At 42.2% G+C, this 22,478-nt stretch carries 18 protein-coding genes, 1 other RNA gene and 2 pseudogenes; 16 read left to right on the forward strand and 5 right to left on the reverse strand.

Going from position 1 to position 22,478, the window contains the following annotated elements; genetic code table 11:
* The 5 genes and pseudogenes from HQR03_RS01445 to HQR03_RS01465 all read left to right on the forward strand — a co-directional run.
* Positions 1-181: pseudogene (locus tag HQR03_RS01445) on the forward strand (IS3 family transposase); the annotation flags it as partial.
* A gap of 65 nt (positions 182-246) precedes the next feature.
* A complete protein-coding gene (locus tag HQR03_RS01450) occupies positions 247-678 on the forward strand; it encodes a hypothetical protein (RefSeq protein ID WP_173238899.1) in 432 nt (143 codons plus the stop codon).
* A 16-nt stretch (positions 679-694) separates the two neighbouring features.
* On the forward strand, positions 695-1,105 hold the full coding sequence (locus HQR03_RS01455) for a DUF5991 domain-containing protein (RefSeq protein WP_173238900.1): 411 nt from the start codon (positions 695-697) through the stop codon (positions 1,103-1,105).
* Between the two features lie 85 nt (positions 1,106-1,190).
* Entirely contained in the window at positions 1,191-1,673 is a 483-nt protein-coding gene (locus HQR03_RS01460) for a peptidoglycan recognition protein family protein (RefSeq protein ID WP_265089684.1), read from the forward strand.
* 3 nt (positions 1,674-1,676) lie between these two features.
* Entirely contained in the window at positions 1,677-2,672 is a 996-nt protein-coding gene (locus tag HQR03_RS01465; RefSeq protein WP_101211750.1) for a hypothetical protein, read from the forward strand.
* 77 nt (positions 2,673-2,749) lie between these two features.
* On the opposite strand, the gene ssrA is transcribed toward HQR03_RS01465, so the two are convergent.
* Positions 2,750-3,127, reverse strand: a transfer-messenger RNA (tmRNA) gene (ssrA, locus tag HQR03_RS01470).
* An 85-nt stretch (positions 3,128-3,212) separates the two neighbouring features.
* On the reverse strand, positions 3,213-3,884 hold the full coding sequence (locus tag HQR03_RS01475) for an alpha/beta hydrolase (RefSeq protein ID WP_173238901.1): 672 nt from the start codon (positions 3,882-3,884) through the stop codon (positions 3,213-3,215).
* 160 nt (positions 3,885-4,044) lie between these two features.
* On the opposite strand from HQR03_RS01475, the gene HQR03_RS01480 reads away from it, so the two are divergent.
* The 5 genes from HQR03_RS01480 (at position 4,045) to HQR03_RS01500 (ending at position 9,541) form a co-directional block, all read left to right on the forward strand.
* A complete protein-coding gene (locus HQR03_RS01480) occupies positions 4,045-5,406 on the forward strand; it encodes a glycerophosphodiester phosphodiesterase family protein (RefSeq protein WP_025653047.1) in 1,362 nt (453 codons plus the stop codon).
* A gap of 653 nt (positions 5,407-6,059) precedes the next feature.
* Positions 6,060-6,875, forward strand: a complete 816-nt coding sequence (locus HQR03_RS01485; RefSeq protein ID WP_173238902.1) for a response regulator — start codon at positions 6,060-6,062, stop codon at positions 6,873-6,875.
* Positions 6,876-6,957: 82 nt separating this feature from the next.
* A complete protein-coding gene (gene creC / locus HQR03_RS01490; protein WP_173238903.1) occupies positions 6,958-8,718 on the forward strand; it encodes a two-component system sensor histidine kinase CreC in 1,761 nt (586 codons plus the stop codon).
* Positions 8,719-8,828: 110 nt separating this feature from the next.
* A complete protein-coding gene (locus HQR03_RS01495; protein WP_101211734.1) occupies positions 8,829-9,029 on the forward strand; it encodes a hypothetical protein in 201 nt (66 codons plus the stop codon).
* A gap of 26 nt (positions 9,030-9,055) precedes the next feature.
* The gene (locus HQR03_RS01500; protein ID WP_157824067.1) at positions 9,056-9,541 is read left to right on the forward strand and encodes a hypothetical protein; all 486 of its coding nucleotides are present in this window, start codon (positions 9,056-9,058) and stop codon (positions 9,539-9,541) included.
* A gap of 154 nt (positions 9,542-9,695) precedes the next feature.
* On the opposite strand, the gene aroC is transcribed toward HQR03_RS01500, so the two are convergent.
* Both aroC and prmB read right to left on the reverse strand, forming a co-directional pair.
* On the reverse strand, positions 9,696-10,799 hold the full coding sequence (gene aroC, locus HQR03_RS01505; protein WP_173238904.1) for a chorismate synthase: 1,104 nt from the start codon (positions 10,797-10,799) through the stop codon (positions 9,696-9,698).
* A gap of 76 nt (positions 10,800-10,875) precedes the next feature.
* Complete coding sequence (gene prmB, locus HQR03_RS01510; RefSeq protein ID WP_173238905.1) at positions 10,876-12,051, reverse strand: 50S ribosomal protein L3 N(5)-glutamine methyltransferase; 1,176 nt, start codon at positions 12,049-12,051, stop codon at positions 10,876-10,878.
* Positions 12,052-12,577: 526 nt separating this feature from the next.
* Here prmB and HQR03_RS01515 point away from each other — a divergent pair.
* Entirely contained in the window at positions 12,578-13,978 is a 1,401-nt protein-coding gene (locus HQR03_RS01515) for a L,D-transpeptidase family protein (protein WP_037026291.1), read from the forward strand.
* Positions 13,979-14,275: 297 nt separating this feature from the next.
* Here HQR03_RS01515 and HQR03_RS01520 read toward each other — a convergent pair whose 3' ends face one another.
* Positions 14,276-14,488, reverse strand: a complete 213-nt coding sequence (locus HQR03_RS01520) for a hypothetical protein (RefSeq protein WP_025653040.1) — start codon at positions 14,486-14,488, stop codon at positions 14,276-14,278.
* A gap of 309 nt (positions 14,489-14,797) precedes the next feature.
* Between HQR03_RS01520 and HQR03_RS01525 the strand changes: the two genes are divergently transcribed.
* The 5 genes and pseudogenes from HQR03_RS01525 (at position 14,798) to HQR03_RS01545 (ending at position 22,223) form a co-directional block, all read left to right on the forward strand.
* The gene (locus HQR03_RS01525; RefSeq protein WP_173238906.1) at positions 14,798-16,681 is read left to right on the forward strand and encodes a DUF389 domain-containing protein; all 1,884 of its coding nucleotides are present in this window, start codon (positions 14,798-14,800) and stop codon (positions 16,679-16,681) included.
* A gap of 155 nt (positions 16,682-16,836) precedes the next feature.
* Positions 16,837-19,512: an alanine--tRNA ligase gene (gene alaS / locus HQR03_RS01530; protein WP_173238907.1), complete on the forward strand. Its 2,676-nt coding sequence runs from the start codon at positions 16,837-16,839 to the stop codon at positions 19,510-19,512.
* Between the two features lie 342 nt (positions 19,513-19,854).
* Positions 19,855-21,141 (forward strand): aspartate kinase, encoded by a 1,287-nt coding sequence (locus tag HQR03_RS01535; protein WP_101211731.1) that lies wholly within the window; start codon positions 19,855-19,857, stop codon positions 21,139-21,141.
* A 371-nt stretch (positions 21,142-21,512) separates the two neighbouring features.
* Positions 21,513-21,680: pseudogene (csrA, locus tag HQR03_RS01540) on the forward strand (carbon storage regulator CsrA); the annotation flags it as partial.
* Between the two features lie 168 nt (positions 21,681-21,848).
* Positions 21,849-22,223, forward strand: a complete 375-nt coding sequence (locus HQR03_RS01545) for a HopJ type III effector protein (protein ID WP_037026278.1) — start codon at positions 21,849-21,851, stop codon at positions 22,221-22,223.
* Positions 22,224-22,478: the final 255 nt, after the last annotated feature.

The following is a 22,478-nucleotide window of genomic DNA, read 5'->3' on the forward strand; positions in this document are numbered from 1 at the left end:
TCAGCGCCATACGGGTGAGGATAAGGAAATACTGGCAAAACGTAAGCTGACGATGCAGCAAGCTAAAGCTCAAAATCCAATACGTTGGGGCAGTCAAGAGGTGAGAGATTGTGAGCCTGTGGGTCCGACGACATTGAATCCTGCAAAAGAGCCAGAAAAGATGAGATTACAAGCTGCTTAATTGGGCTTGATGGTGACAACTAGCTTGAAAAACTCCGCAACTTAGAAATTTATACGGGAATGCTAATGGAAATATTGAAAAAGTATCTTTATAACGCTCTAATAAGTATCATGATTTTACTTAGTATCAGTTGTTCTAGCTATTCTAATAACAATATCACTAAACTTCAAGAGATTGAGTTTGACTCATCAGAAGTTTTTCCACAAGGTGGGAGTTTTGTTTTGTTTTCAAAAAATGATAGATGTATATTGCAAGGGAAAAGCTATTCAGATTATGGGAACTACGAGTACAAATATATTTTTAATAATAAAAATTTAATTAACGCTACTATCATTGAAAACAAATATAAAGAACCACTTTTTGTTGAATCAGAACCAGAAATAGAAAAAAGTAATATCATAAATTTATCAAAAGATAAAGATATTAAAATTTCTTTTTTAGCTTTATTAAATTATATTCGAAGTGAAAATTTAAAAAAGTGTAAATTTAAAAACTAAGTTAACAAGGGTTCATATGAGAATAACTATACTACTCACATTTATAATTGGATTAGTTTCTTGTTCTAAACCATCAACGATTGATAGTATCTCAAATACTCCAAAAAATTATGCTTCACAATTTTATGGTATGTATGAGTACAATAATTATCAAACTGATGAAGATCTTGGAACTGGTGTTGGTGTTTTTTATAATTTAAAAATATTTGAAGAAATTTGTCAAATCAATATTGAGGGATACCAAACAGACAAACAATTAAGATGTTATATAAAGCCAGTTGATAATAATGGTATAGAAATTTATGACATAGGAAAAGATAAAAAATTTGGTACAATTCAAAAAACTGATGATAATAAATATTTTATAGACATGAGCTATTATTTAGAAGGTGACAATTACTCTTACTATATGGAAAAGACAGAATAGTTTTCTTTTAACATTGGACTATATTTAAAAATATTACACCTCTAAACTTGAAATAATTAATTATACTTAAGAAATTAAAAAAATAATTTTGCATCGAACTGTCAATAGCTCTGATCAATCGACATTTAATTTTTTTAATAGAGGGTCAAAACCATATGGCACATACTTTGTTGTAGACAAAGATGGTAAAATTTATCAAACAGCAAACTTAAATAAACTTACCATACATGCTGGTAATGCAAATCCTTATTCAGTATCAATTGAAGTTGCTGGTCTTTCGTATGACAAAAACGGTAAGCAAACTTGGGTAGATGTTGATCATTGGGAGGATGTAACGGATAAACAAGCTAGATCAGTAGCTTGCTTACTGGTTGCTTTAATGAAAAAATATAATTTCACATATGAGAAAGTTCATTTTCATGAAGACTTATGTAACAAACAAAGATATGAAGGGCGCTTAGTTTGGATAGCTATGAAAAAATATTTACCAAATCCTCCTTCTGGAAACAAACCCACACCTTATCGCAATAGCAAGCTTATACTTGATCCAAGATTTCCTGAGGGATGAGAAATGAAAAAAAATATTTACAGGATTTTCCTAACAATATTATCTATTGCATTAGCAGGTTGCAGTAATGCGGAGAATAAAAATAAATCAGTGCTACCTCAGACTGATAAAGAAGATTTTTTTTTAGATAAACCAAAAATACAATCACTAAAAACATCTGAACCTCAATTAAAATGCGAACAGTTTAATCTAGATGTAGAAGATAATATAGTCTGCACCTACTGGAACAACTCTAAGAAATTTGAGAAAGAGATAAAAATTCAAGAATATGAAATTTATCCTTCGCTTATAGAAGTCCATGAATTATCTCCAACTGAGTATAATTTTTTTACAACTACAAATATCTATTATAAAAACAAGAATTATAAGGCCAATATTTTTCCAAATTCTAGAGTTCAACTATCAAATGGAAATGAAGTTATCAATCTAATCTGTAATAAAGATAGTTGCTCTAAGCCATTTCTATGGGGTTTTGCTACAGAGTCAACTATAAGAGATAATCCTGAATTAGCTGATGCAATGATGACTAAGATATCATCTATATATACCTATAACTACAACACCTACCTTAAAAAAACGAGCAGCCAATCAGTCAAAGACAAACTAGCAGTCAAAGTCTATTTTGAAAACCCAAATTTAGATGATTCAAGCTATGTTATTCGACATGTAGATAAAGATTCACCACTAAAGAACACTATTCAAGAATACTTGAACGGTTTAACACCAGAAGAGAAAAAACTAGGGTTTGAGTCTAGTAATTTTGGCAATGAAAATTTTACAGTGAAAATTGAGAACCACATCGCTAAGATTCACTTTACTGCTAGTGACTTAACTAAAGATTTGAGATCGCCACAGCAAGTGATCGATTTTACGTCCTCTATTGATAGAACTGCAGAGCAATTTGATACCGTTGACGACGCAGAAATCTGTGTTAATAATACCTACAACTATCATATGTCTTTTTTGGCTAATGAAGAACCAGTTGATTGTCCCTTTTAACTTTTATTTCAACTATCTACATTTAAAATTAAACCAAAAAAAATCCGACCACATTGAGTGATCGGATTTTTAATATTTGGTGGAGATGGCGGGAGTTGAACCCGCGTCCGCCAGCATTACGCTCATGAATCTACATGTTTAGTTTCTGTCTTTGGTTTTAATCCGCACCGATCCGACAGTCAGGATGGATTGGACGATTCTCTACTTTTGAACCCAAACGATTGAGACAATCACTTGTGGCGAGCCTACATGCGGACGCTTCAACTTAGTTGACCAACTGTAGGTGATCAGCAGCTAAGTAAACAGGTTTAAACCATGTAAACAGGGTTTAAGCTGCTAGAGCGTAATTTTCGTCGTTTGCGACTATAACAATATATGTTTGATTAACGAGAGGACATATACTCTCGACATGCATCATTGAGTTTCATCACCAGCGTCGAAGCCAGAACATCCCCAATAAGACTGTGCATTATATAGTAACTACCCCTGTTGTTTCAACCTATATACAGTTGGCATTACATTATGTTACAGCTTAGATTTTTAGGCCAAAACAGTATTTAGCCATTTACCGATATTTTGAATCTGCGGCATGCAGACCTGATGTGCCATCGGATAAGTATTGTACTGAACATTATAGCCTTTTGCGGATAATAATTGCTGTGCTTGCTCGCCTAAAATTACAGGAACAACTGGATCATGCGTACCATGCTCAATCAATACTGGCATATCTTTATTAGCAGCGCTATAGCTAATATTATCATTAGTCGCCAGATAAGTCGATAGCGTCATCAAGCCAGCCAAGCGCTCTGGATAACCAAGTGCCGCATGATAGGCCACTGCCCCGCCCTGCGAAAACCCTGCGATTACAATATGTTCAGGAGCGACACCGCGCTCAATTTCACGACTGATCAAATCATGTATTTTCTGAGAAGATTGTTCGATTTGGGCAATGTCAACTTTACGCTCAAGACTCATCTCTAAAATGTCATACCACGCTGGCATCACCATCCCACCATTGATAGTCACTGGACGGTTGGGCGCATGTGGAAAAATAAAGCGTACAGCCATATCATCAGACAATCCCAATTGCGGCACAACTGGCTCGAAGTCATGACCACTCGCGCCCAAACCATGTAGCCAAATAACGGCTCGATCTATCGTTTTTTTGGCAGGGTTATGCTCAACGATAACGCACTCTAGATATTCACTCATCATTTATCCTTAATAATATTCAAAAATTTAAATAGGGTTAAAGTTACAAAATAGGTTCGGTTGTCATCATTCCTTAAACATAACTCGGTACTTTGAGTGCTAGTTAAATGACAATAAAAGTTATTCTTATTATTTTGCACTTTTTATGGAGACAGTTTACATGACAATTTCGGATAATTCAGTGCTTAAACGCAATCAGCTTAAGAAAGTGCCACTTAAAAAAATCGGTCAAATAAATCTTACTTTGCCGTTAGTAATTGTTAGTACCCTACTGCTAATAGGCTGCGAGGAAGATGACGACTTTTCGACTGCAGTGCCACCTACACCGCCTACTACTGAGCCGACCCAATCCGTCGCATACACTTACGGGGTTCGACCCTTTTACTTGGTCAATGATATGGATGAGGGCCCGCTCAAAGACGAGTTGCTGGCATGTAAAACGCAAATACCCAGCAAGACAGACTTCTCTATTTCTCATCGCGGCGCACCACTACAGTTCCCTGAGCATACTTATGACGGCTATGTTGCCTCGGCGCAAATGGGCGCAGGCATATCGGAGTGTGATGTTGCCTTTACCAAAGATGGCGAGTTGGTATGTCGCCACGCGCAAAACGACTTACATACCACCACCAACATTCTCGCGACCACACTGGCTGACCAATGTACCGTACCACCAATAGTGGACGCCAATGGCATACTGACCAATGCGGCGGATATTGAATGCCGAACCTCAGATATTAGCGCGAGTGAATTCAAAAGCCTCAAAGGGAAAATGGACGCTGCGAACCCTCAAGCGATTAGTATTAGTGGGTATATGAATGCAACAGCACCGTGGCGAACGGATTTGTATTCACAAAATGGTGAGTTATTGACTTTAAAAGAGCACATTACACTTGCCAGCAGCTTGGGCATGAAGCATACGCCTGAGCTGAAAGCCCCAGTCGTTACTATGCCGTTCAACGGTTATAGTTTGGATGCTTATCGTCAACAGTTAATTGACACTTATAAGAATGCAGGCGTGTCCGCTAGTGAGGTGTACCCGCAGTCCTTTAATATTGAAGATATCGAATACTGGCTTAACAACGAGCCCCTCTTTGCTGCCAATGCCGTCTACTTAATTGATGACAGTAATGAAACTGCTGCAGGCAAGACTTTTGACAAAAATGACCCGACCACGTGGAAGCATTCATTAGCCGATATCAAAGCTCGCGGTGTCAATACTATCGCACCGGCATCGTGGCTATTGGTCACTACCAATGGCAAGGGTAAAATGATGCCTTCTGCATACGCAACACAAGCCCAAGCCAACGGGCTGAATATTCTCGCCTGGTCACTCGAACGCTCAGGGCCACTTGCAGGTGGCGGCGACTGGTATTATAGTGGTCTGGGCGATGCCATTAATAATGATGGCGATATGATGAACTATATCGATGTACTGGCACAAGACGTTGGTGTCAAAGGCATCTTCTCAGATTGGCCCGCGACCGTCAGCTATTATGCCAATTGTAAAGGCCTGACATAGTCGTTATGAGGTCAAAACATCTCGGTAAATATATTTAGTAAAAAGGCCAACTTAGCTGAGACTAAGTTGGCCTTTTTTGGTTAACTCTGTTAAATAAATTTTTAAGTATCTCTCTCTAAAAAGTAAGATAGATTCAATTTAAAAACGATACAATTTTACTAGGCTACTGGAATGAATTTTTTGCAGCCTCTGTCACGCTGGCGAACAGCACGCAAGAAAAATTTATACCAGTAGCACGTTGATATAGTGACGCTCTTTTATTGTGAATAGACTATAGTGTCAGTAAGGTTCAATGTCCTACCATTATCTTACTTACTATTACTTGCCTCAGCTTTTCCATCAATTTTTCACAGCGATTGATGAGTGCTAGCAAAATGTAGCACTACTTTTATGCTACGATAATTTAATGGATTGATACTGACTGTATGACGCCTTATCAACATTTTTTAATCTTTGTAAATATAGCTGTGACTAACGCTACAGTCAAAAAACTTAGAATGACTACAGTGCTATTGGGATAAATTTTGCGCAGCCTCTGCGTATGCAGCACGCCAGAAAAACTTATCCCAATAGCACACTAATACAGCTGTACTAGCTTTACTATTCATCGACTATACTTTAGCTTAATTTTTTTATAAAACGATATAACGCTTATGACTCATATTTTATTGGTAGAAGATGATCCCGCTATTGCTATGTCGCTTAAAGTGACTTGCAAGCGTGAAGGCTGGCAAATCACTTGGTTAGATAATGCCAGCAGCGTACTACCGTTGCTACGTAGCGAAAAAGCGCAAGATTTATCAGCGATTATCTTAGACGTAGGGTTGCCAGACGGTGATGGTTTAAGCCTATGCCAGCAGATACGTCATGCGCCTGATGTAGGAACGCTCAAGGATGTGCCTGTGGTATTTTTGACTGCACGTAGTGATGAGGTCGATCGTATCTTAGGTTTAGAGATGGGCGGTGATGACTATTGTGCCAAACCCTTTAGCCCTAGAGAGTTGGTCGCCCGCCTAAAAGCGATTTGGCGACGTGAGCAATTACTTTATGAGCAGGCTGCCAATAACCATACAGTAACAGCAAATAATAGCGCCGACCATGCTTTATCTAACAATACTTCACTAAGCAATGGCTCTTCTAATAACATGTCGGGGCAAGCGCTGACGTTTGAGTGTCAGTCTGGTATCTGGCATTATCAACCGCTCAATTACTCGCTACTGTGGCAAGAGCAAAAGCTTGAACTGAGTAACACTGAACGCAAAATCTTATTGACCTTATTAAAAGCGCCCAATCAAGTATTTAGCCGTGAACAGCTACTCAATGCTGTCAGTGATTATCCTGACCATCGCTTGGCACGGACGATTGACAGTCATGTCAAATCCATTCGTAAGCAGCTGGCAAGCGTCGATTCTAGCATTGAAGTCATTCATACCCATCGTGGTCTTGGCTATGCGTTATGTCCAGCTTAGGCTTTGATGTTCATTCGCTGCTAAATAGTATATTTATACGCTCAAAGCGACCTTACCGAGTACTAATAGCAGTATCAAACCTATGACTCATCAAACCAATAACAGTGCTAATACCAGCCAAAGTAATTGGTATGCAAAACTGCATCCCATTGGCACGGCACAACAAACGGCTGACCCAAAAAAGTTGCTAAATTTAAGTATCTTTTTTAGGATTTGGTTGGCAGTGGCTTTAGTGCTGATTATTTGCGGCATCGTCGTGTTTACTCAGCTTTTTAGCTACGTCAAGCCGACCGTGCAGCAAGTGATTGAGGACACGCTCTTAGACACCAGTAAACTACTAGCAGCCAGCCTACAGCAACCACTGCAATCAAAAGAGCTGTATGATGAGGATTATCAAAGCCAACTTGATACTGCATTTATTAATACCTTAGCAAACAACAATATAACCCGCCCAGACATCAAGTATGATGAAAAAACCTATAGTAGCTTTCGAGTCTATGTCACAGACAAGCAAGGCACGGTCATCTATGATTCATTCCGCACGCCTAACAATGCTGAAGGACAGGATTATAGCCGCTGGAATGACGTCTATTTAACCTTAAAAGGTCAATACGGCGCGAGAAGTACGACACGAGATCACAATCAGCGCGATGGTACGGTCATGTATGTGGCGCAGCCAATCAAGGATGAGGCAAGCAATATAATTGGCGTCGTTAGCGTCGGTAAGCCAGTCGCGAGCGTGCTGCCTTACTTGGACAATACTCGTCGGCGTATGCTGATTACTGCCTTGCTCATTAGTATTGTCGCTCTTATTTTAGCTGGGCTCGTGGCATGGTGGCTTAAACAAAGCATCAGCCTTGTGACTCAATATACCAAGGCGCTGGCAGAAGACACCAAAAAGCCTTATTTTTACTTAGGTCATGAGCTCAATAGCTTGACCGATACCATTGAAACCATGAAGCATCGCTTAGAGAATAGAGGCTATGTCAACGACTATGTGCATACGTTGACCCACGAGCTAAAAAGCCCGTTGACGGCCATTCGTGCCAGTAGCGAGCTGCTAGAGGACGACGGCTTGGATGAAGACGATCGGCAGATGCTTATCCAAACCGTTGGTGAACAAAGTATAAAAATGCAGCAATTAATCGATAGGCTACTGTTACTCGCTAAGATTGAACAACCGACCTTTAAACTGAATCAACAACTTACTCCCTTATTACCGTTGATGCAGAGCCTTGCAAAAGACAATACCGCGATGCTGCAGCAGCAGCACCTAGTACCTATTCATATCTATGTAGATGATAAAGTAGTTAGTGAATCAGCACCTTTAAACGCAGATATATCTGCTGATATTAACGTTTTTGCCGATCAATTTTGGTTGGTACAAGTACTGCAAAACGTATTGGACAACGCCATTCATTTTGCTGAAAGCACAATTAATATTTATATTCATCGCTCAGCACAAAGCGTCAAAATTGATATATTTAACGATGGTCAGTTATTGCCAGATTACGCGGTGACTAAAGCGTTTGACCGCTATTTTAGCTTGTCTCATCACGGTCATGTGCATCACGACCACTCACATAACAGCCACCCACATAACAGCCATGCTACTTATGGCGTTGGCCAAAACGCTAATGAAGCAGATTCCTCTACCGCATCCGCGCCTACACCCAAAAAGGGCACAGGACTGGGGTTAACATTGGTCAAACAAGTCATCGAGCATCACGGTGGTCAGGTCGCTATTAATAATATTCATACGCATAGTGAGGGAGAATTTGCGGGTATCAAGCAACGTTCTGGGGTTATGGTCAGCATTACCCTACCCTTGGCTCAAGAATAAAAATTTATGACAATTCATTAAACTTCCATCATTCCTACACAGGTTTTCTATCTCTTTATTTTATGATGCTGTTATTCAAATTCGTCATCAACAGTAAAAGTAGAAACACTATGAAAAACCTTATTAATCAAACCCAAGTTCTAGAAAACTGTTTAGGCGGTAGTCGTCATTTTTGCCTACAAGCGCTGTCATGCGAAGGTATTGATAGTATTGATTTTGGGCATTGGCTAGCCATTCCTAGTCAGCAATTACTTCTGGTGTTTCGTCATCAGCAATGTGTGGCGGTTAATGATTATCCATTGCTTGCTTAAATCAATAAGTGCCCAATATGATTAACATGTCATCACTAAACAAACCACTAAAAGTATTACTACTATTTCTTGTAGTATGGTTTATTTACAGCGAATTTTTTGCTACTCATATTAAATTAATCAATAAAACAAACTATGATATTTACTCAGTAAAAGGCGAGTATCTTTCTAAAAGCACAGACGTAAGCTCAGAAGAGATAGATAAACAACAGAGGTTAGTTATCACACCTAAAAGTGAGGAGCAGTATTCAATTCGTTTTAGCGCGCAAACAGCAAATCACCCAATAGACATCTCAATAGGTTGGGATACGCGCGTATATGATAATAATGGCGACCGTATCTCAATGATAGACAGTCAAGGTAGCTCCTTCATATTTTCAGAAGATGGCTTTTGCGACTACGACATCATTATTCATGAGCAATACGCCGAAGCTAAAGGATCTAACAAGAATTTTTGTTATAGAAGAATACTCTTACATTACGCTAAAAATATCATTGTCACAGAAGGGTAAATAGCTTCAAGCTATAAAAGCTGAGTGGTAAAGTGCATTACGGTTAGATCACTAAATAGCTTATAAGTTCTAAAATAGAAAAGTCTTTTACCTTATCAATGAAATCCATCAACAGGGAAAAGACTTTTCTTGAATAATTAGCGAAATCAAACCACTAAGTAATCGATTCTACTGGTGGCTTTACATCCGCATTTTGACCGCGATGGCGCAGATAGTGATCTAGCAAAACAATGGCTAACATGGCTTCTGCAATCGGCGTGGCACGGACACCCACGCAAGGGTCATGACGACCTTTGGTTAGCATCTCAATTGCTTCACCCTCTGTATTGATGCTCTTGCCAGCGGTAGTAATACTAGAAGTTGGCTTGAGCGCGATACTGACCCGAATATTTTGACCCGATGAGATACCACCCAAAATACCACCAGCATGATTGGCAGTAAAGCCGTCCGGCGTCAGCTCATCACGAGAGCGATGACCAAACTGCCCTGCGACCGCCATACCATCACCAACCTCAACGCCTTTGACAGCATTAATACTCATCATTGCATGAGCAATGTCCGCATCGAGGCGATCAAATACTGGCTCACCTAAACCGACTGGAACACCGCTAGCAATAATCTCTAGACGGGCGCCGCAGCTGGTGCCTTCTCGGCGCAAGCTATCTATCAAGGTTTCAAAACGACTGACGGTATCAGCATCCGCACAAAAGAACGGGTTGCTATTGACAAAGTCCCAATCGATTTGCTCGGGGTTGGTGACCTGACTATATTCATTACCAATCTGCGTCACATGGCCATGAATTTGTACGCCCAAGCGATCTTGCAGATACTTCTTAGCGATAGCGCCCGCCGCCACACGCATTGCAGTCTCACGCGCCGAAGAGCGACCGCCACCGCGATAATCACGAAAACCATACTTCATACTATAAGTATAATCGGCATGACCGGGACGGAAGGTGTCTTTGATTTCGCTATAGTCTTTGGATTTTTGATTGGTATTACGAATCAGCAGACCGATAGAAGTACCTGTGGTTTTGCCTTCAAATACACCAGAGATGATCTCAACTTCGTCAGACTCGCGGCGCTGGGTCGAGTACTTAGACGTGCCCGGCTTTCGGCGATCCAAATCAATCTGCAAATCTTCTGCGGATAATGCTAAACCCGGTGGCACGCCATCAACGATTGCCATGAGACCGGCACCATGCGACTCACCGCAGGTGGTGACCGTAAAAACTTGCCCGATACTATTGCCTGCCATATTTATCCTTAAACAAGTAAACGTAACTTATGCTTCTTTGATCAATCGTTTGTAATTTTTGACTGCTAATTTATACTTATTTATGACTGTCTAACATCTGCACAAAAGGAGCGAACAGCTGACGATGTGCCATTAGCTCATCATAAGTAATCGCAAACACCCCATGACCACCATGAGCGAACTTTAACCAGTCAAACTGAATCTCAGGATAGGCTTGCTTTAACGCCCACTCACTATCACCCACTTCACAGACCAGTAAGCCTTCTGGACTGAGATAGTCTGGCGCTTCAAAAAGAATGCGGTGTACCAAGTCCAGTCCATCTTGACCTGCTGCTAGCGCATGCTCAGGCTCGTATAAAAACTCTGGTGGCAAGTCTGCCATGATAGCAGCATCGACATACGGCGGATTGGTAACGATCAGCTCGTATTGATTTTCAGCAGGAATCTTGGCAAACAGATCCGACTCAATCACATTCACTTGATGGCCAAGATCATGATGATCGACATTGACCATCGCCACTTCAAGCGCGCCTTTATCAATATCTACAGCATCGACCAAGGCATCGACGAAGCGCGTCGCCAAGGCAATAGCAATACAGCCAGAGCCGGTGCATAAGTCTAAAACACGCTCAGGCTGTGATAGCTGCTTGACATCCAAACCATGATCATAGAAGGCAGTAGCCTTATCATTGACCGTCATACCCAGTGGCTTCGCCAGCTCATTGACATCAAAATACGGATGGAACTGTTGACGTATTAATTCTGCTACAGGCGAGCGCGGAATGAGCACGCGCTCATCAACATAAAAAGGCAAATCACAGAAGTAGGATAAATTGATCAAGTAGCTTAAAGGCTTACGCTCAGCGATACGCTCTTCTAACAGGCTCAATACCAATTGCTTCTCTGACGTGGTCAGCCGGCAGTCTAGAATCTGCTCATTCGCGGACCAATCTAACGACAACGAGTGCAACACAATCGCTGATGCTTCAGCAAACTCATCTGTCGTGCCTTGAGCCACGACCACATCATAGTTACGAAGTTGAGTGACCGAAAAACGTATAAAATCACGAATACTAACCAGTTGCTCGCGCGCTTCTTCGAGCTCTGCATGCAAGTTGGCAAATTCATCGTGCTCACCGAGAAGGCCTGTCTTCAAATCGTACTCCATATCACCGTCCAAGCCCTTAGGCTCAGTCTCATTGAAGTATTGGTTTTGAAACTCTTCTGCGCTCATTGTTTGGTCTTCTGACATATCGCACCTTGCTGATTACATGTTCACTGACTACATGCGGATGGGTTAAATCGCTCTCTATAAAAAGCCGACTTATTAAATAATAATCTAGCCCTACATTATAGACGCAAACACTAGGTTGCGCCAATCACTGTGTTTTTTAGTTTACTAAAAACAGAAAAACACTGAGTGTATTGAGTTAGGCCATGTTCTCATGTTAAAAATGGTCATAAAAATGAGATAAATTGCCGTCAAACGAGGAAAATAGCACAAATAATATCGAGATATTAATCAGCTGTTTGACGACGTTTGGCAAAGTTTAGCCATTTTTAGCCCATTTAAATACAAGCGCTTGGATTGAAGACACGCCCTAGAATCTAGCAAAAATCCATACACACCATGGCTAAATTATTGCCCAACTGTAGTGAATACGTCAGCAGTTGACGTTTAGTACTATATAGGTATAAAAATATGTGTCAAAAGTTTGCGAAGCGTCTCAATTATGCGCATAATAGCCGCATTAGTATCAACCACAAGTAACTTAAATATGATGAAAATAAAGCCTCTTATTACCGCCATATCTATCGTAGTCGTTAGTGCCAGCGTGAGTGCGCTTGCCGCCACCGCTGATAATACTCGCTCATTGCCAGTACGCACATCCGACTCCATGCCTAGCCTCGCTAAGAAAGTGAGCCTTGATGTGCAAGAGAATCGTAGCCGCTCAGTCGATGGTCGCGCCCCCGCCACTACTGCTAAGCCAGCTGACCGCATGACGCAATTGATTGATTCAAAGCAAGGCCAAAAGCCGATGGCAGCCGCTCAATCGAGCACTGCTGATAATATGAGCGCAGAAGAGCTGACTCGTAAAGATGAGCAATCTGACAGCACTGATGATATTAGTGAAGGTCAAGCCGTTGCCGCCCCTAGCGATGTCTCATCTATTGACTCCTCTGACCCTTTGTCTTTTGAGTTACCTGAAAGCGAAAAGCGTCAAGATTTTAGCGATGACCCTACCATCAAAAACATCGAAGACAAAGATGGTAAAAGATACACCACGCTAAACTTGTCCAACTATGCCAAACAAGTCAATGATGCCGTCTGGTCACCAAGCATGAAGGTCAACTCAGCGATGACTATTAAAATGCAGGCATTACTCGATTGGAACCATGCTTCACCGGGTCCTATCGATGGCGGCTGGGGTATGAACAGTAAAAAAGCCTTGATCAACTTTCAAACCATGAAAGGTTTGCCAGCAACCGGCAAAATGGATCAAAAAACATGGAATGCCTTAATCAAAAACATTCCTGCCAATAAGCCCGTGTTAGTGACTTACACACTGACTGAAGATGATCTCAAAACCAACTTCGCGCCTACCCCTGCTGGCTCAGAAGCGAAGTCGAAAATGAAAGGTTTGTATTATCAAGATATCAAAGAGATGCTGGGCGAACGCTTCCACATGGACGTACGCTACTTAGATAAGCTAAATAAAAATAAAGCTTACCAAGCTGGTGAAACCATTACAGTCCTTAACACCCGTGGACCGCTGAATCAGCGCATCAACCGCGTTGTCGCCAATAAAGCAGACAAAACATTGTACGCCTACAATGATGACAAATTGGTCGCCACCTACCCAACGACTATTGGTAGCGATGCCACACCGTCTCCACAGGGTACTTTCAAAATTATCAACAAGGTAAAAATGCCTTGGTATAAAGCGACTGTCGGTGACGGTGCTCAGAAAAAGGTTCATATGCTGCCACCAGGACCGAACAACCCTGTCGGTGTTGTATGGATGGGCTTGTCTAAACCGTCTTATGGTTTGCATGGCTCGCCAAAACCTGAAGGTATCAGCCGTCAAGCATCAGCAGGTTGTGTACGTTTGACTAACTGGGATGTACTAGAGGTGTATGCCAACATTGAGAATGGCGCAACCGTTGTCCTAAAATAGTTTAGTTTAACAAAATGCTTAATGAAAAAAAGACCCTGTTAAGAGGGTCTTTTTTTATGACTGAGTTTCACTCAATTTTTAGATACTTACTATCAGAGAGCAGCAAAACAGCTTCCTAAAGCAGCGTCTTATTGGCGCTTTTCTTATGATACATCCACGCTTACTCTACAAAGTAAGCTTTCCGTATTTAACGTGCCAATGTAAAGTAACGGTATAAAATAACGATGTAAAGCACTCGCTTAGAACATCAATTTAAAATATAACCCGTAAAGTAAAAATTGCCCACTGCCCTATGACTTATACTTTATAGCCTTCCTCATTACCAGTGATGCTGCCTACTTTTTTGGTAAAGTACAATCCTGCAGGAATAGAGATCAAGATACCTGCGGCTACTGCCATTTGGATATGTGGAATCTGATTAAACCCTGTAACCAAGGCGCCAATCATGAATACGCCAATGGTGACGGTTGCTGCTATGGAGTAGATGACAGAAAATAATGGCCAGTTCATAATTTATTCCTCATTTTTGTTGTGGGTATACTCCCTTTATACACTAAATCCACAAGGAAAGTAAGTATTTAATCCAAACCTTTAAGCCAGTTATAACGGGTGACTCAGCATAAAAGCCTTGTTATAATAAGGGAATTATCTGCAATATTATTTATCGTAAAAAATCGTAAAGTATGATGCTTTTATCAGTATTAGTTGATTTCCCATCCGCTTACTTCTCGCCTGCCTAGTCGCAAAAAACTCCTACGGTTTTCTACATTTATCATTACAATAGCGACTTTCTGTCATTCGCTAAGAAAGTTTTTCACTATGACCTTATCTAATAAACAGTCAGCTGTTGAGTCAGCAACGACAAAAGATGCCTTAGACCAGATTGATGCTCAGCAGGTGTCAGAGTCTATTGCTAATAATAATGCAACTGATGAAGCTAATGTCGATGAAATGTCGTGTCCAAATGATAAAATCCAGACTCATAAAACCTTGGATAATGAAACCTTAAACAATGAAAATCCAAGCAATACTGAAAGCGACATTGAGCAAAATGACATTGAGCAAGACGGCATTGAGGAAAATGATCTAGGTGCTCAACATCCTGAAGCTAAAGTAAAGATGGAGTCGCTTGGACCCGATGTGGTAGTGGCGAGTGTTGAAACATCGGAGCCAGAAACCCAAGCATCTGCCGACATGGAAAAAACAGAAGTTGGCGCGTCAAATGCTGATGATGTAGAAAAGCAAGGTACTGAAGATAGTCAGGAAACCCTAGTTGATGAAGCCACCGTTGAAGCAGAAGCTACTGACGATTCTAGGGTGCTAACCGACGCTAGCAAAACAATTGACCATGAATCCACGGCGGATGCGACGGATCCCAAAACAGACGAAAGTATGTCCATACAAGGTACAAGTGCAGAAAATACAGTAGAACCTGAAACACTAGTCACGCCAGCCTCCAAAGGAAAAACGCAGCCCAATGCCAAAGCGTTGACTGCTACTGAAAATGAATCTAAAAATGAGTCAAGCAAAGATGATGCACTAGAAAAAATGCCTAACGACGAGGCAGAGAATAACGACAAAGAGGAAGAGAAAGAGGACGAAGTCAAAGAACAAAAAGAAGCCAAACTGGAGTCTTATAAGCAGTTTGTTGCTGAGCAATTCAGCAACCAAAAGGTAGACTATCCAGAAGTACGAGTCAGAATCGAGGCCAACGCTCTGCCTAGCAAAATGTATTTCATTATGAATATACTTTCTGCCATCATCGCCAGTTATGGGTTGGTAACCAATTCAGCTGCCGTGGTCATTGGCGCCATGTTGGTTGCCATGATGTTAGGTCCCATTACTGGCATAGCATTAGCGATTATTGATCATCGTATGCCATTGCTACGTAAATCACTGATTACGGTTATCGTCGGCGTATCATTGGTCGTACTGGTCGGCTTCGTCGTCGGTTGGCTGCACAAAGATCAGCCATTAACGACAGAGATACTATCGCGCACTCAGCCGACCTCGATGGATTTGATGATTGCCTTAGCAGGTGGTACTGCTGGTGCTTATGCGATGGTATCACCGCACCTATCAGTGGCAGTGGTCGGCGTAGCAGTAGCAACCGCTTTGGTGCCGCCACTGGCTGCCAGTGGTATTTTATTTGCCAATGGCGAGATTCAGCTAGGCTTTGGCGCCTTACTGTTAGCTGTTACCAACATTATTGCCATCCAATTTACCAATGCGCTTGTATTATGGCTTTTAGGCTTTCGTCGTTTGGTCAAGGACGACTACAAATCAAACACCTACCTGACTTTTTTGCAACGTAATGCAGTGACCCTATTGTTGTTAGCAGGGTTGGGCACTTATTTAACTATTAATCTACAAACCAACGCCAAGCAGCAAGTCTTTGAAAGCAGCGTCAAAGAAGCCATCAACAGCTACTTTATTGATAAGGGTAACGTACTGACCAATACTCAGTTTGATACCTCGAAAGAAAATAAAGTCGTACGTGCGGTCATTCGCGGAGAGACGACGCCTACCTCATACGATGTACGACAAATCGAAACTGTCATTACCCAAGATATGGCAGAGAATTTCCCTGAGTATTTACCCATTAAGCTACAGCTGCGCTACTTGCCAGTACAAGTCATTGAGTCCAATCCATTGATACAAGACAAACTCGACAAGACCGATGCGGCGATTTTGACCAATTAGCTTTTATGCGCTACCAAAACCATCGACTATTTAGAGACGCAGAATAACCTAGCAGTTGTAACTCTTGTATCAAGAGCTTGGGCGTTTGTGCTAAAATCGCTTGCAAAATTATTTTACTTTATCTATTCAATTCTATCCGTCAGTAAGGAGCCGCTGTGAGCCAGCCATTTCGCTCAGCCGATATTCGTCAAGCTTTTATCGATTTTTTTATAAGCAAGCAGCATACCCCTGTTTCTTCATCTAGCCTAATTCCGCACAATGACCCGACATTGCTATTTACCAATGCCGGTATGAATCAGTTTAAAGAAACGTTTTTGGGCATGGAGCCGCGTGATTATACCCGTGCAGTAACCTCGCAAAAATGCGTAAGAGCGGGCGGCAAGCATAATGATTTGGACAATGTTGGCTATACGGCGCGTCATCACACCTTCTTTGAGATGCTGGGCAACTTCTCCTTTGGCGATTATTTTAAGCAAGCGGGTATCGAGTACATTTGGGAATTTTTGACATCCGATGAATGGTTGGCTATCAATAAAGATCGTCTATATGTGACCATTTATGAGACTGACGACGAAGCCTTTGATATTTGGCATAAAGACATCGGTATTCCTAGCGAGCGTATTATCCGTATTGGTGATAATAAAGGCGCGCCTTACGCATCAGATAACTTTTGGACGATGGGCGATACTGGCCCTTGTGGCCCTTGTACCGAAGTGTTTTATGACCATGGCGCAGACATTGAAGGCGGTTTGCCGGGTACACCCGAAGAAGATGGCGACCGCTATATCGAGATTTGGAACTGTGTCTTTATGCAGTTTAACCGTCAAAAAGACGGCACCATGTTGCCATTACCTGCTCCTAGTGTCGATACTGGCATGGGGCTTGAGCGTATCAGCGCTATCATGCAAGGTGTGCATGGCAACTACGAAATCGATTTATTTGTGCACTTAATGGATGCCGCTGCTGAGATTTTAGACATTGAAAATCAGCAGCAGTCGTCGCTAAAAGTCATCGCTGATCATATTCGCGCTGTTTCATTTTTGATTGCTGATGGTGTCACGCCAAGTAATGAGGGTCGTGGCTATGTGCTGCGCCGCGTCATTCGCCGTGCCGTACGTCATGGTAATAAGTTGGGCGCTGATAGTGATTTCTTTTATAAGATGGTCGCGCCACTGGTCGCTGAAATGGGCACTGCCTACCCAGAGCTAAAAGACAAACAAAGCGTCATCGAAAACGCCATTCAAAAAGAAGAAGCGCAGTTTGCCAAGACATTGGCACAGGGTTTACGCTTGCTTGCCAGCGAACTTGAAGGCTTACAAGACGGCGATACCCTCTCTGGCGAAGCCGCCTTCAAACTTTATGATACTTATGGCTTTCCGCTTGATTTGACCGCCGATATCACTCGTGAACGCGGTATTGTAATCGACGAAGCGGAGTTTGATGAGCACATGCAAGCACAACGTGAACGCGCCCGTGATGCTGGCAAATTCGATGTTGATTATAGCAGTGTCATTCAAGTAGACAACCCAACGACATTCATCGGCTATGAGCAACTTGAAGAAAATGGCGTGACTGTTAATGCCCTTTATCAAGATGGCAATCCTGTCGATAGCTTAAGCGAAGGTATGGAAGGCGTTATCGTCCTTGACCGTACGCCGTTTTATGCTGAAGGTGGTGGTCAAGTCGGTGAGTTGGGTGAAATTCGTAGCGCATCCGGCGTCTTTGAAGTGCAAGATACCAAAAAATCCGGGCAAGCCATTATTCATCATGGCGTCGTGACCATGGGTGATATCAGCACTAAGCAAACAGCTGACGCCCAAGTTTTATCTAGTATCCGTGCTGCTAGTGCCAAAAACCATTCGGCCACTCACTTATTGCATGCCGCATTAAGAGAGGTATTGGGTGATGAAGTCACACAAAAAGGCTCGCTGGTCTCAAGCGACGTGCTACGTTTTGACTTCTCCTATGATAAGCCCTTCACTGCTGCCGAGATTACACGTGTAGAACGTCTCGTTAATGAGCAAATCCAAGCCAATACCCCAGCCCGTATCGAGCATATGTCTATCGATGAAGCGATGAAGCAAGGTGCCATGGCACTGTTTGGTGAGAAGTATGGCAATGACGTTCGCGTGCTTACTATGGGCACCGACAGCATTGTCGATGGTCAGCGTCAGCCCTTCTCTATTGAGCTGTGTGGTGGTCTTCACGTGCAGCGTACGGGCGACATTGGTGTCTTTAAAATTACTAGCGAATCAGGTATTGCCGCAGGTATCCGCCGTATTGAAGCCGTCACAGGTATGAATGCCATAAAAAACATTCAGCAAAGTGAGCAACAACTCAGCGAGCTTGCCAGTCAGCTAAAAGTAAAACGCCCTGAAGTGGCACAGCGTGTCCGTACTATGGCGGATAAGCAGCGCGACCTAGAGAAGCAGTTAGAGCGTTTAGAACAGAAAATGGCCAGTGCGCAAGCCGCTAACTTGCTTGATGATGTGCAGACTATCGCCGGTACGCCAGTTCTTATCAGTACCTTAGGCGGTGTGGATGGCAAATCAATCCGTACGCTGATGGATGATATCAAATCCAAACTGCCTGATAGCGTGATTGTATTGGTTGGTGATAAAGACGATCAGCTAGCCTTAGCCGCAAGTGTCGCAAAGTCTGTCACTGCTAAAGTAAAAGCCGGTGATATCATTCGTCATTTGGCAAGTGAGCTTGGCGGTAAAGGCGGCGGCAAGCCCGATTACGCCCAAGGCGGCGCACCGAAGTCTGGCAACAGTAAAGCAGTCATTGACGCGCTACCCGCTTGGATAACTACCCAGCTTGGTGAATAAGCCATTTAGCTGACTGCCATTCAGTGCGTTAAACGCCATTAGTATGGGCGAGCAGCAGGAATGATACGATTGGTTATACGCTTTATAACCAATCGCCATATATCTAATCCGTACTGACACTTAACCTTACAAGCCGAGTATGGTATAAAGGTCGACGTTTGGGCATATCCTTAATTCCATTCATATCGCTCATTCAGTTTAACGCAGGCACCATTGGATAAACAAAAGGCATAGGGCGCAACTCTTATAATACGGCTTTATCTACGCAAGCATTGATTGACAGATACATTGCTGCTTATCGATGATAATAAAAGGCCATTAATGAATAATAGGTAGATTTTTATGGCGTTAATAGTACAGAAATACGGCGGCACCTCGATGGGCAGTATCGACCGCATCAAAAACGTCGCCAAACGAGTTAAGCGCTGGCATGATAATGGTCATCAAGTGGTGGTCGTTGTCTCTGCCATGAGCGGCGAAACCAACCGTTTGATTGATCTGGCACGCCAAATTAGCACCCAGCCTGATCCTCGCGAATACGATCAAATGGTCTCAACGGGTGAGCAGGTCTCTATCTCGTTACTTGCAATGGCCATCAAAGATCTTGGTATTGGTGCTCGTTCATTCACTGGTCGTCAGGTCGCTATTAAAACTGATAGCTCATATAATAAAGCCCGTATCGAAAGCATCGATGATAAAAACATTCGTGAGCAATTAGATGCTGGTAATATCGTGATTGTGGCTGGTTTTCAAGGTATCGATGAGGATGGTAATGCAACGACGTTAGGTCGCGGCGGCTCTGATACGACAGGTGTTGCGATTGCCGCAGCCTTGGGCGCAGATGAATGCCAAATCTATACCGACGTCGATGGTGTCTATACCACTGATCCACGCGTCACCTCAAAAGCCAAAAAGCTTGAAAAAATTACTTTTGAAGAAATGCTGGAGATGGCGAGCCTAGGCTCAAAAATCTTACAAATTCGCTCAGTAGAATTTGCGGGTAAATATGGCGTACCGCTACGCGTCCTCTCTAGCTTTGATGAAAATACCGATGGTAGCTTTGACGACGACTTTAAGAACAATGTCGGCACCCTAATTACGATAGACGAAGGAGACAATATGGAACAGGCAATCATCTCAGGTATCGCTTTTAATCGAGACGAAGCAAAAATAGTCGTGCGCGGTGTGCCCGATCACCCTGGCATCGCCTCTGCTATCTTGAGCCCTATTGGTCGCGCCAATATCGAAATTGACATGATCGTGCAAAACCTATCAACCAATGGCACCACTGACTTTACCTTTACGGTCAATCGTACTGACATGGACAAAACCATGAAAGTGTTAAACGATGAAGTCAAAGACGAGATTGGTGCCAAAGAAATCTTGGGTAACAGCGAAGTCGTCAAAGTTTCTTTGGTTGGTGTTGGTATGCGCTCGCATGCTGGGGTTGCTAGCCTCATGTTCCAAACCCTCGCAGAAAACAACATCAATATTCAAATGATATCGACCAGTGAAATCAAAGTATCTGTGCTTATCCAAGAGCAGTATCTAGAAAAAGCAGTTAAATCACTGCACACGGCATTTGGTCTTGATCGTGAAGATGGCGACAGCAAAATCGCTGGGCTATAATTTATATTAAAACCATTAAAAATATAGACATAGCATTAACAGTTATCGATTACATCAGCATCAATTACTTTCAATAATGTGTTTATCCAAATAGGGTCTTTTTAGATCCTATTTTTATTTTTATTATTGTTCTGATTGGTATATACCTAATAGTTTTGTGAAAACCCGTGACAGTATCTGTTATGCCCCCTATAATGGGGCTTTCATTTGGGCTAAATGAATCTACCTATCATTACCGCTATTCGCCTAACGTTAGACATAGTAGCTTGTAAGCTAAATACAAGGTGTGTTTAGTGCGGCGGTAATGTCCTGTAATTGAGAAGTAATCTGATGAGTAATAATCTGTTGATGCGACATAAGGAGTGTGACGCATGTTAATTTTGACACGCCGCGTGGGCGAAACGTTAATGATTGGTGACGAGGTCAGTGTGACTGTCCTAGGCGTTAAAGGCAATCAAGTGCGTATCGGTGTTAATGCGCCAAAAGACATTGCCGTACACCGCGAAGAGATTTACCAACGCATACAGCATGAGCGTTCGGTACAATCACAAATGCAGCATCTTGAGCAAGGCAGTTTTGCGCCTTCCTTTGATGATGAAGACTATTTTAATCGCTAAGCTGAGTCTTAACACCTAACCACTAATAATCATTGAGCACACACCAAGCACCGTACTTTGCTTTTTAATCTGCTCTGAGGTCATTTATTTATGAGTATTCGCCAATCAGATGTATCGGCTCTACTTAATGGTTTGAATAAAAAAGCCATTGGATTCAATGATGTCATCAGTTTTATTGATGATTTTTATCGTTATGCGCCCGCCCCTTTCGTTAATGGCATGCAGCACAATGCCGCTGGCGAAAACGAAGGCAGTGCGAAAATTTTTGGTTTTGCCAAACACCATGGTCTCAATCAATTAGACACGCTAAAACTATTTGGTGAGCATTATACCAAAGTGCTAGAGACGCCTAAAGGCACTGATCATGCCAATATCCGCAATTTTTTGCATTGGGGTTGGCAAGGGTTTTTGATGCAAAAGAATCCATTGACGGTCCGTCCAAGTGTTGATACGACTGCGCTTTAATCATTTTTAAGCACAAAAAAAAGCCACGCTATATAATATAGCGTGGCTTTTTTATTGAGCCTTTCAATCTTATCTTTAATATGGTCAGTGAAAAGCACTGTCGATACATGACGCACTGCTGATATCCATTTTCTTGCTTGCTATGCCTGTGCAGACAGAGGCGACAAAAAAGTGATATCAGCAATACCGTCGCGTTTTTAGGGTATTTTGACTATAGCTGCTTTTATTGTAGTTAACTACGGCTACTCTAATTCA

This window comes from Psychrobacter okhotskensis (assembly GCF_013248965.1).
GTDB lineage: Bacteria > Pseudomonadota > Gammaproteobacteria > Pseudomonadales > Moraxellaceae > Psychrobacter > Psychrobacter okhotskensis.

What these genes read in the sequence shown, in the direction of transcription:
- HQR03_RS01450 (WP_173238899.1), top strand. Translation starts at nt 247, where the DNA reads ATGGAAATATTGAAAAAGTATCTTTATAACGCTCTAATAAGTATCATG.
- HQR03_RS01455 (WP_173238900.1), top strand. Translation starts at nt 695, where the DNA reads ATGAGAATAACTATACTACTCACATTTATAATTGGATTAGTTTCTTGT.
- HQR03_RS01465 (WP_101211750.1), top strand. Translation starts at nt 1,677, where the DNA reads ATGAAAAAAAATATTTACAGGATTTTCCTAACAATATTATCTATTGCA.
- HQR03_RS01475 (WP_173238901.1), bottom strand. Translation starts at nt 3,884, where the DNA reads ATGAGTGAATATCTAGAGTGCGTTATCGTTGAGCATAACCCTGCCAAA.
- HQR03_RS01480 (WP_025653047.1), top strand. Translation starts at nt 4,045, where the DNA reads ATGACAATTTCGGATAATTCAGTGCTTAAACGCAATCAGCTTAAGAAA.
- HQR03_RS01485 (WP_173238902.1), top strand. Translation starts at nt 6,060, where the DNA reads ATGACTCATATTTTATTGGTAGAAGATGATCCCGCTATTGCTATGTCG.
- creC (WP_173238903.1), top strand. Translation starts at nt 6,958, where the DNA reads ATGACTCATCAAACCAATAACAGTGCTAATACCAGCCAAAGTAATTGG.
- HQR03_RS01495 (WP_101211734.1), top strand. Translation starts at nt 8,829, where the DNA reads ATGAAAAACCTTATTAATCAAACCCAAGTTCTAGAAAACTGTTTAGGC.
- HQR03_RS01500 (WP_157824067.1), top strand. Translation starts at nt 9,056, where the DNA reads ATGTCATCACTAAACAAACCACTAAAAGTATTACTACTATTTCTTGTA.
- aroC (WP_173238904.1), bottom strand. Translation starts at nt 10,799, where the DNA reads ATGGCAGGCAATAGTATCGGGCAAGTTTTTACGGTCACCACCTGCGGT.
- prmB (WP_173238905.1), bottom strand. Translation starts at nt 12,051, where the DNA reads ATGTCAGAAGACCAAACAATGAGCGCAGAAGAGTTTCAAAACCAATAC.
- HQR03_RS01515 (WP_037026291.1), top strand. Translation starts at nt 12,578, where the DNA reads ATGATGAAAATAAAGCCTCTTATTACCGCCATATCTATCGTAGTCGTT.
- HQR03_RS01520 (WP_025653040.1), bottom strand. Translation starts at nt 14,488, where the DNA reads ATGAACTGGCCATTATTTTCTGTCATCTACTCCATAGCAGCAACCGTC.
- HQR03_RS01525 (WP_173238906.1), top strand. Translation starts at nt 14,798, where the DNA reads ATGACCTTATCTAATAAACAGTCAGCTGTTGAGTCAGCAACGACAAAA.
- HQR03_RS01535 (WP_101211731.1), top strand. Translation starts at nt 19,855, where the DNA reads ATGGCGTTAATAGTACAGAAATACGGCGGCACCTCGATGGGCAGTATC.
- HQR03_RS01545 (WP_037026278.1), top strand. Translation starts at nt 21,849, where the DNA reads ATGAGTATTCGCCAATCAGATGTATCGGCTCTACTTAATGGTTTGAAT.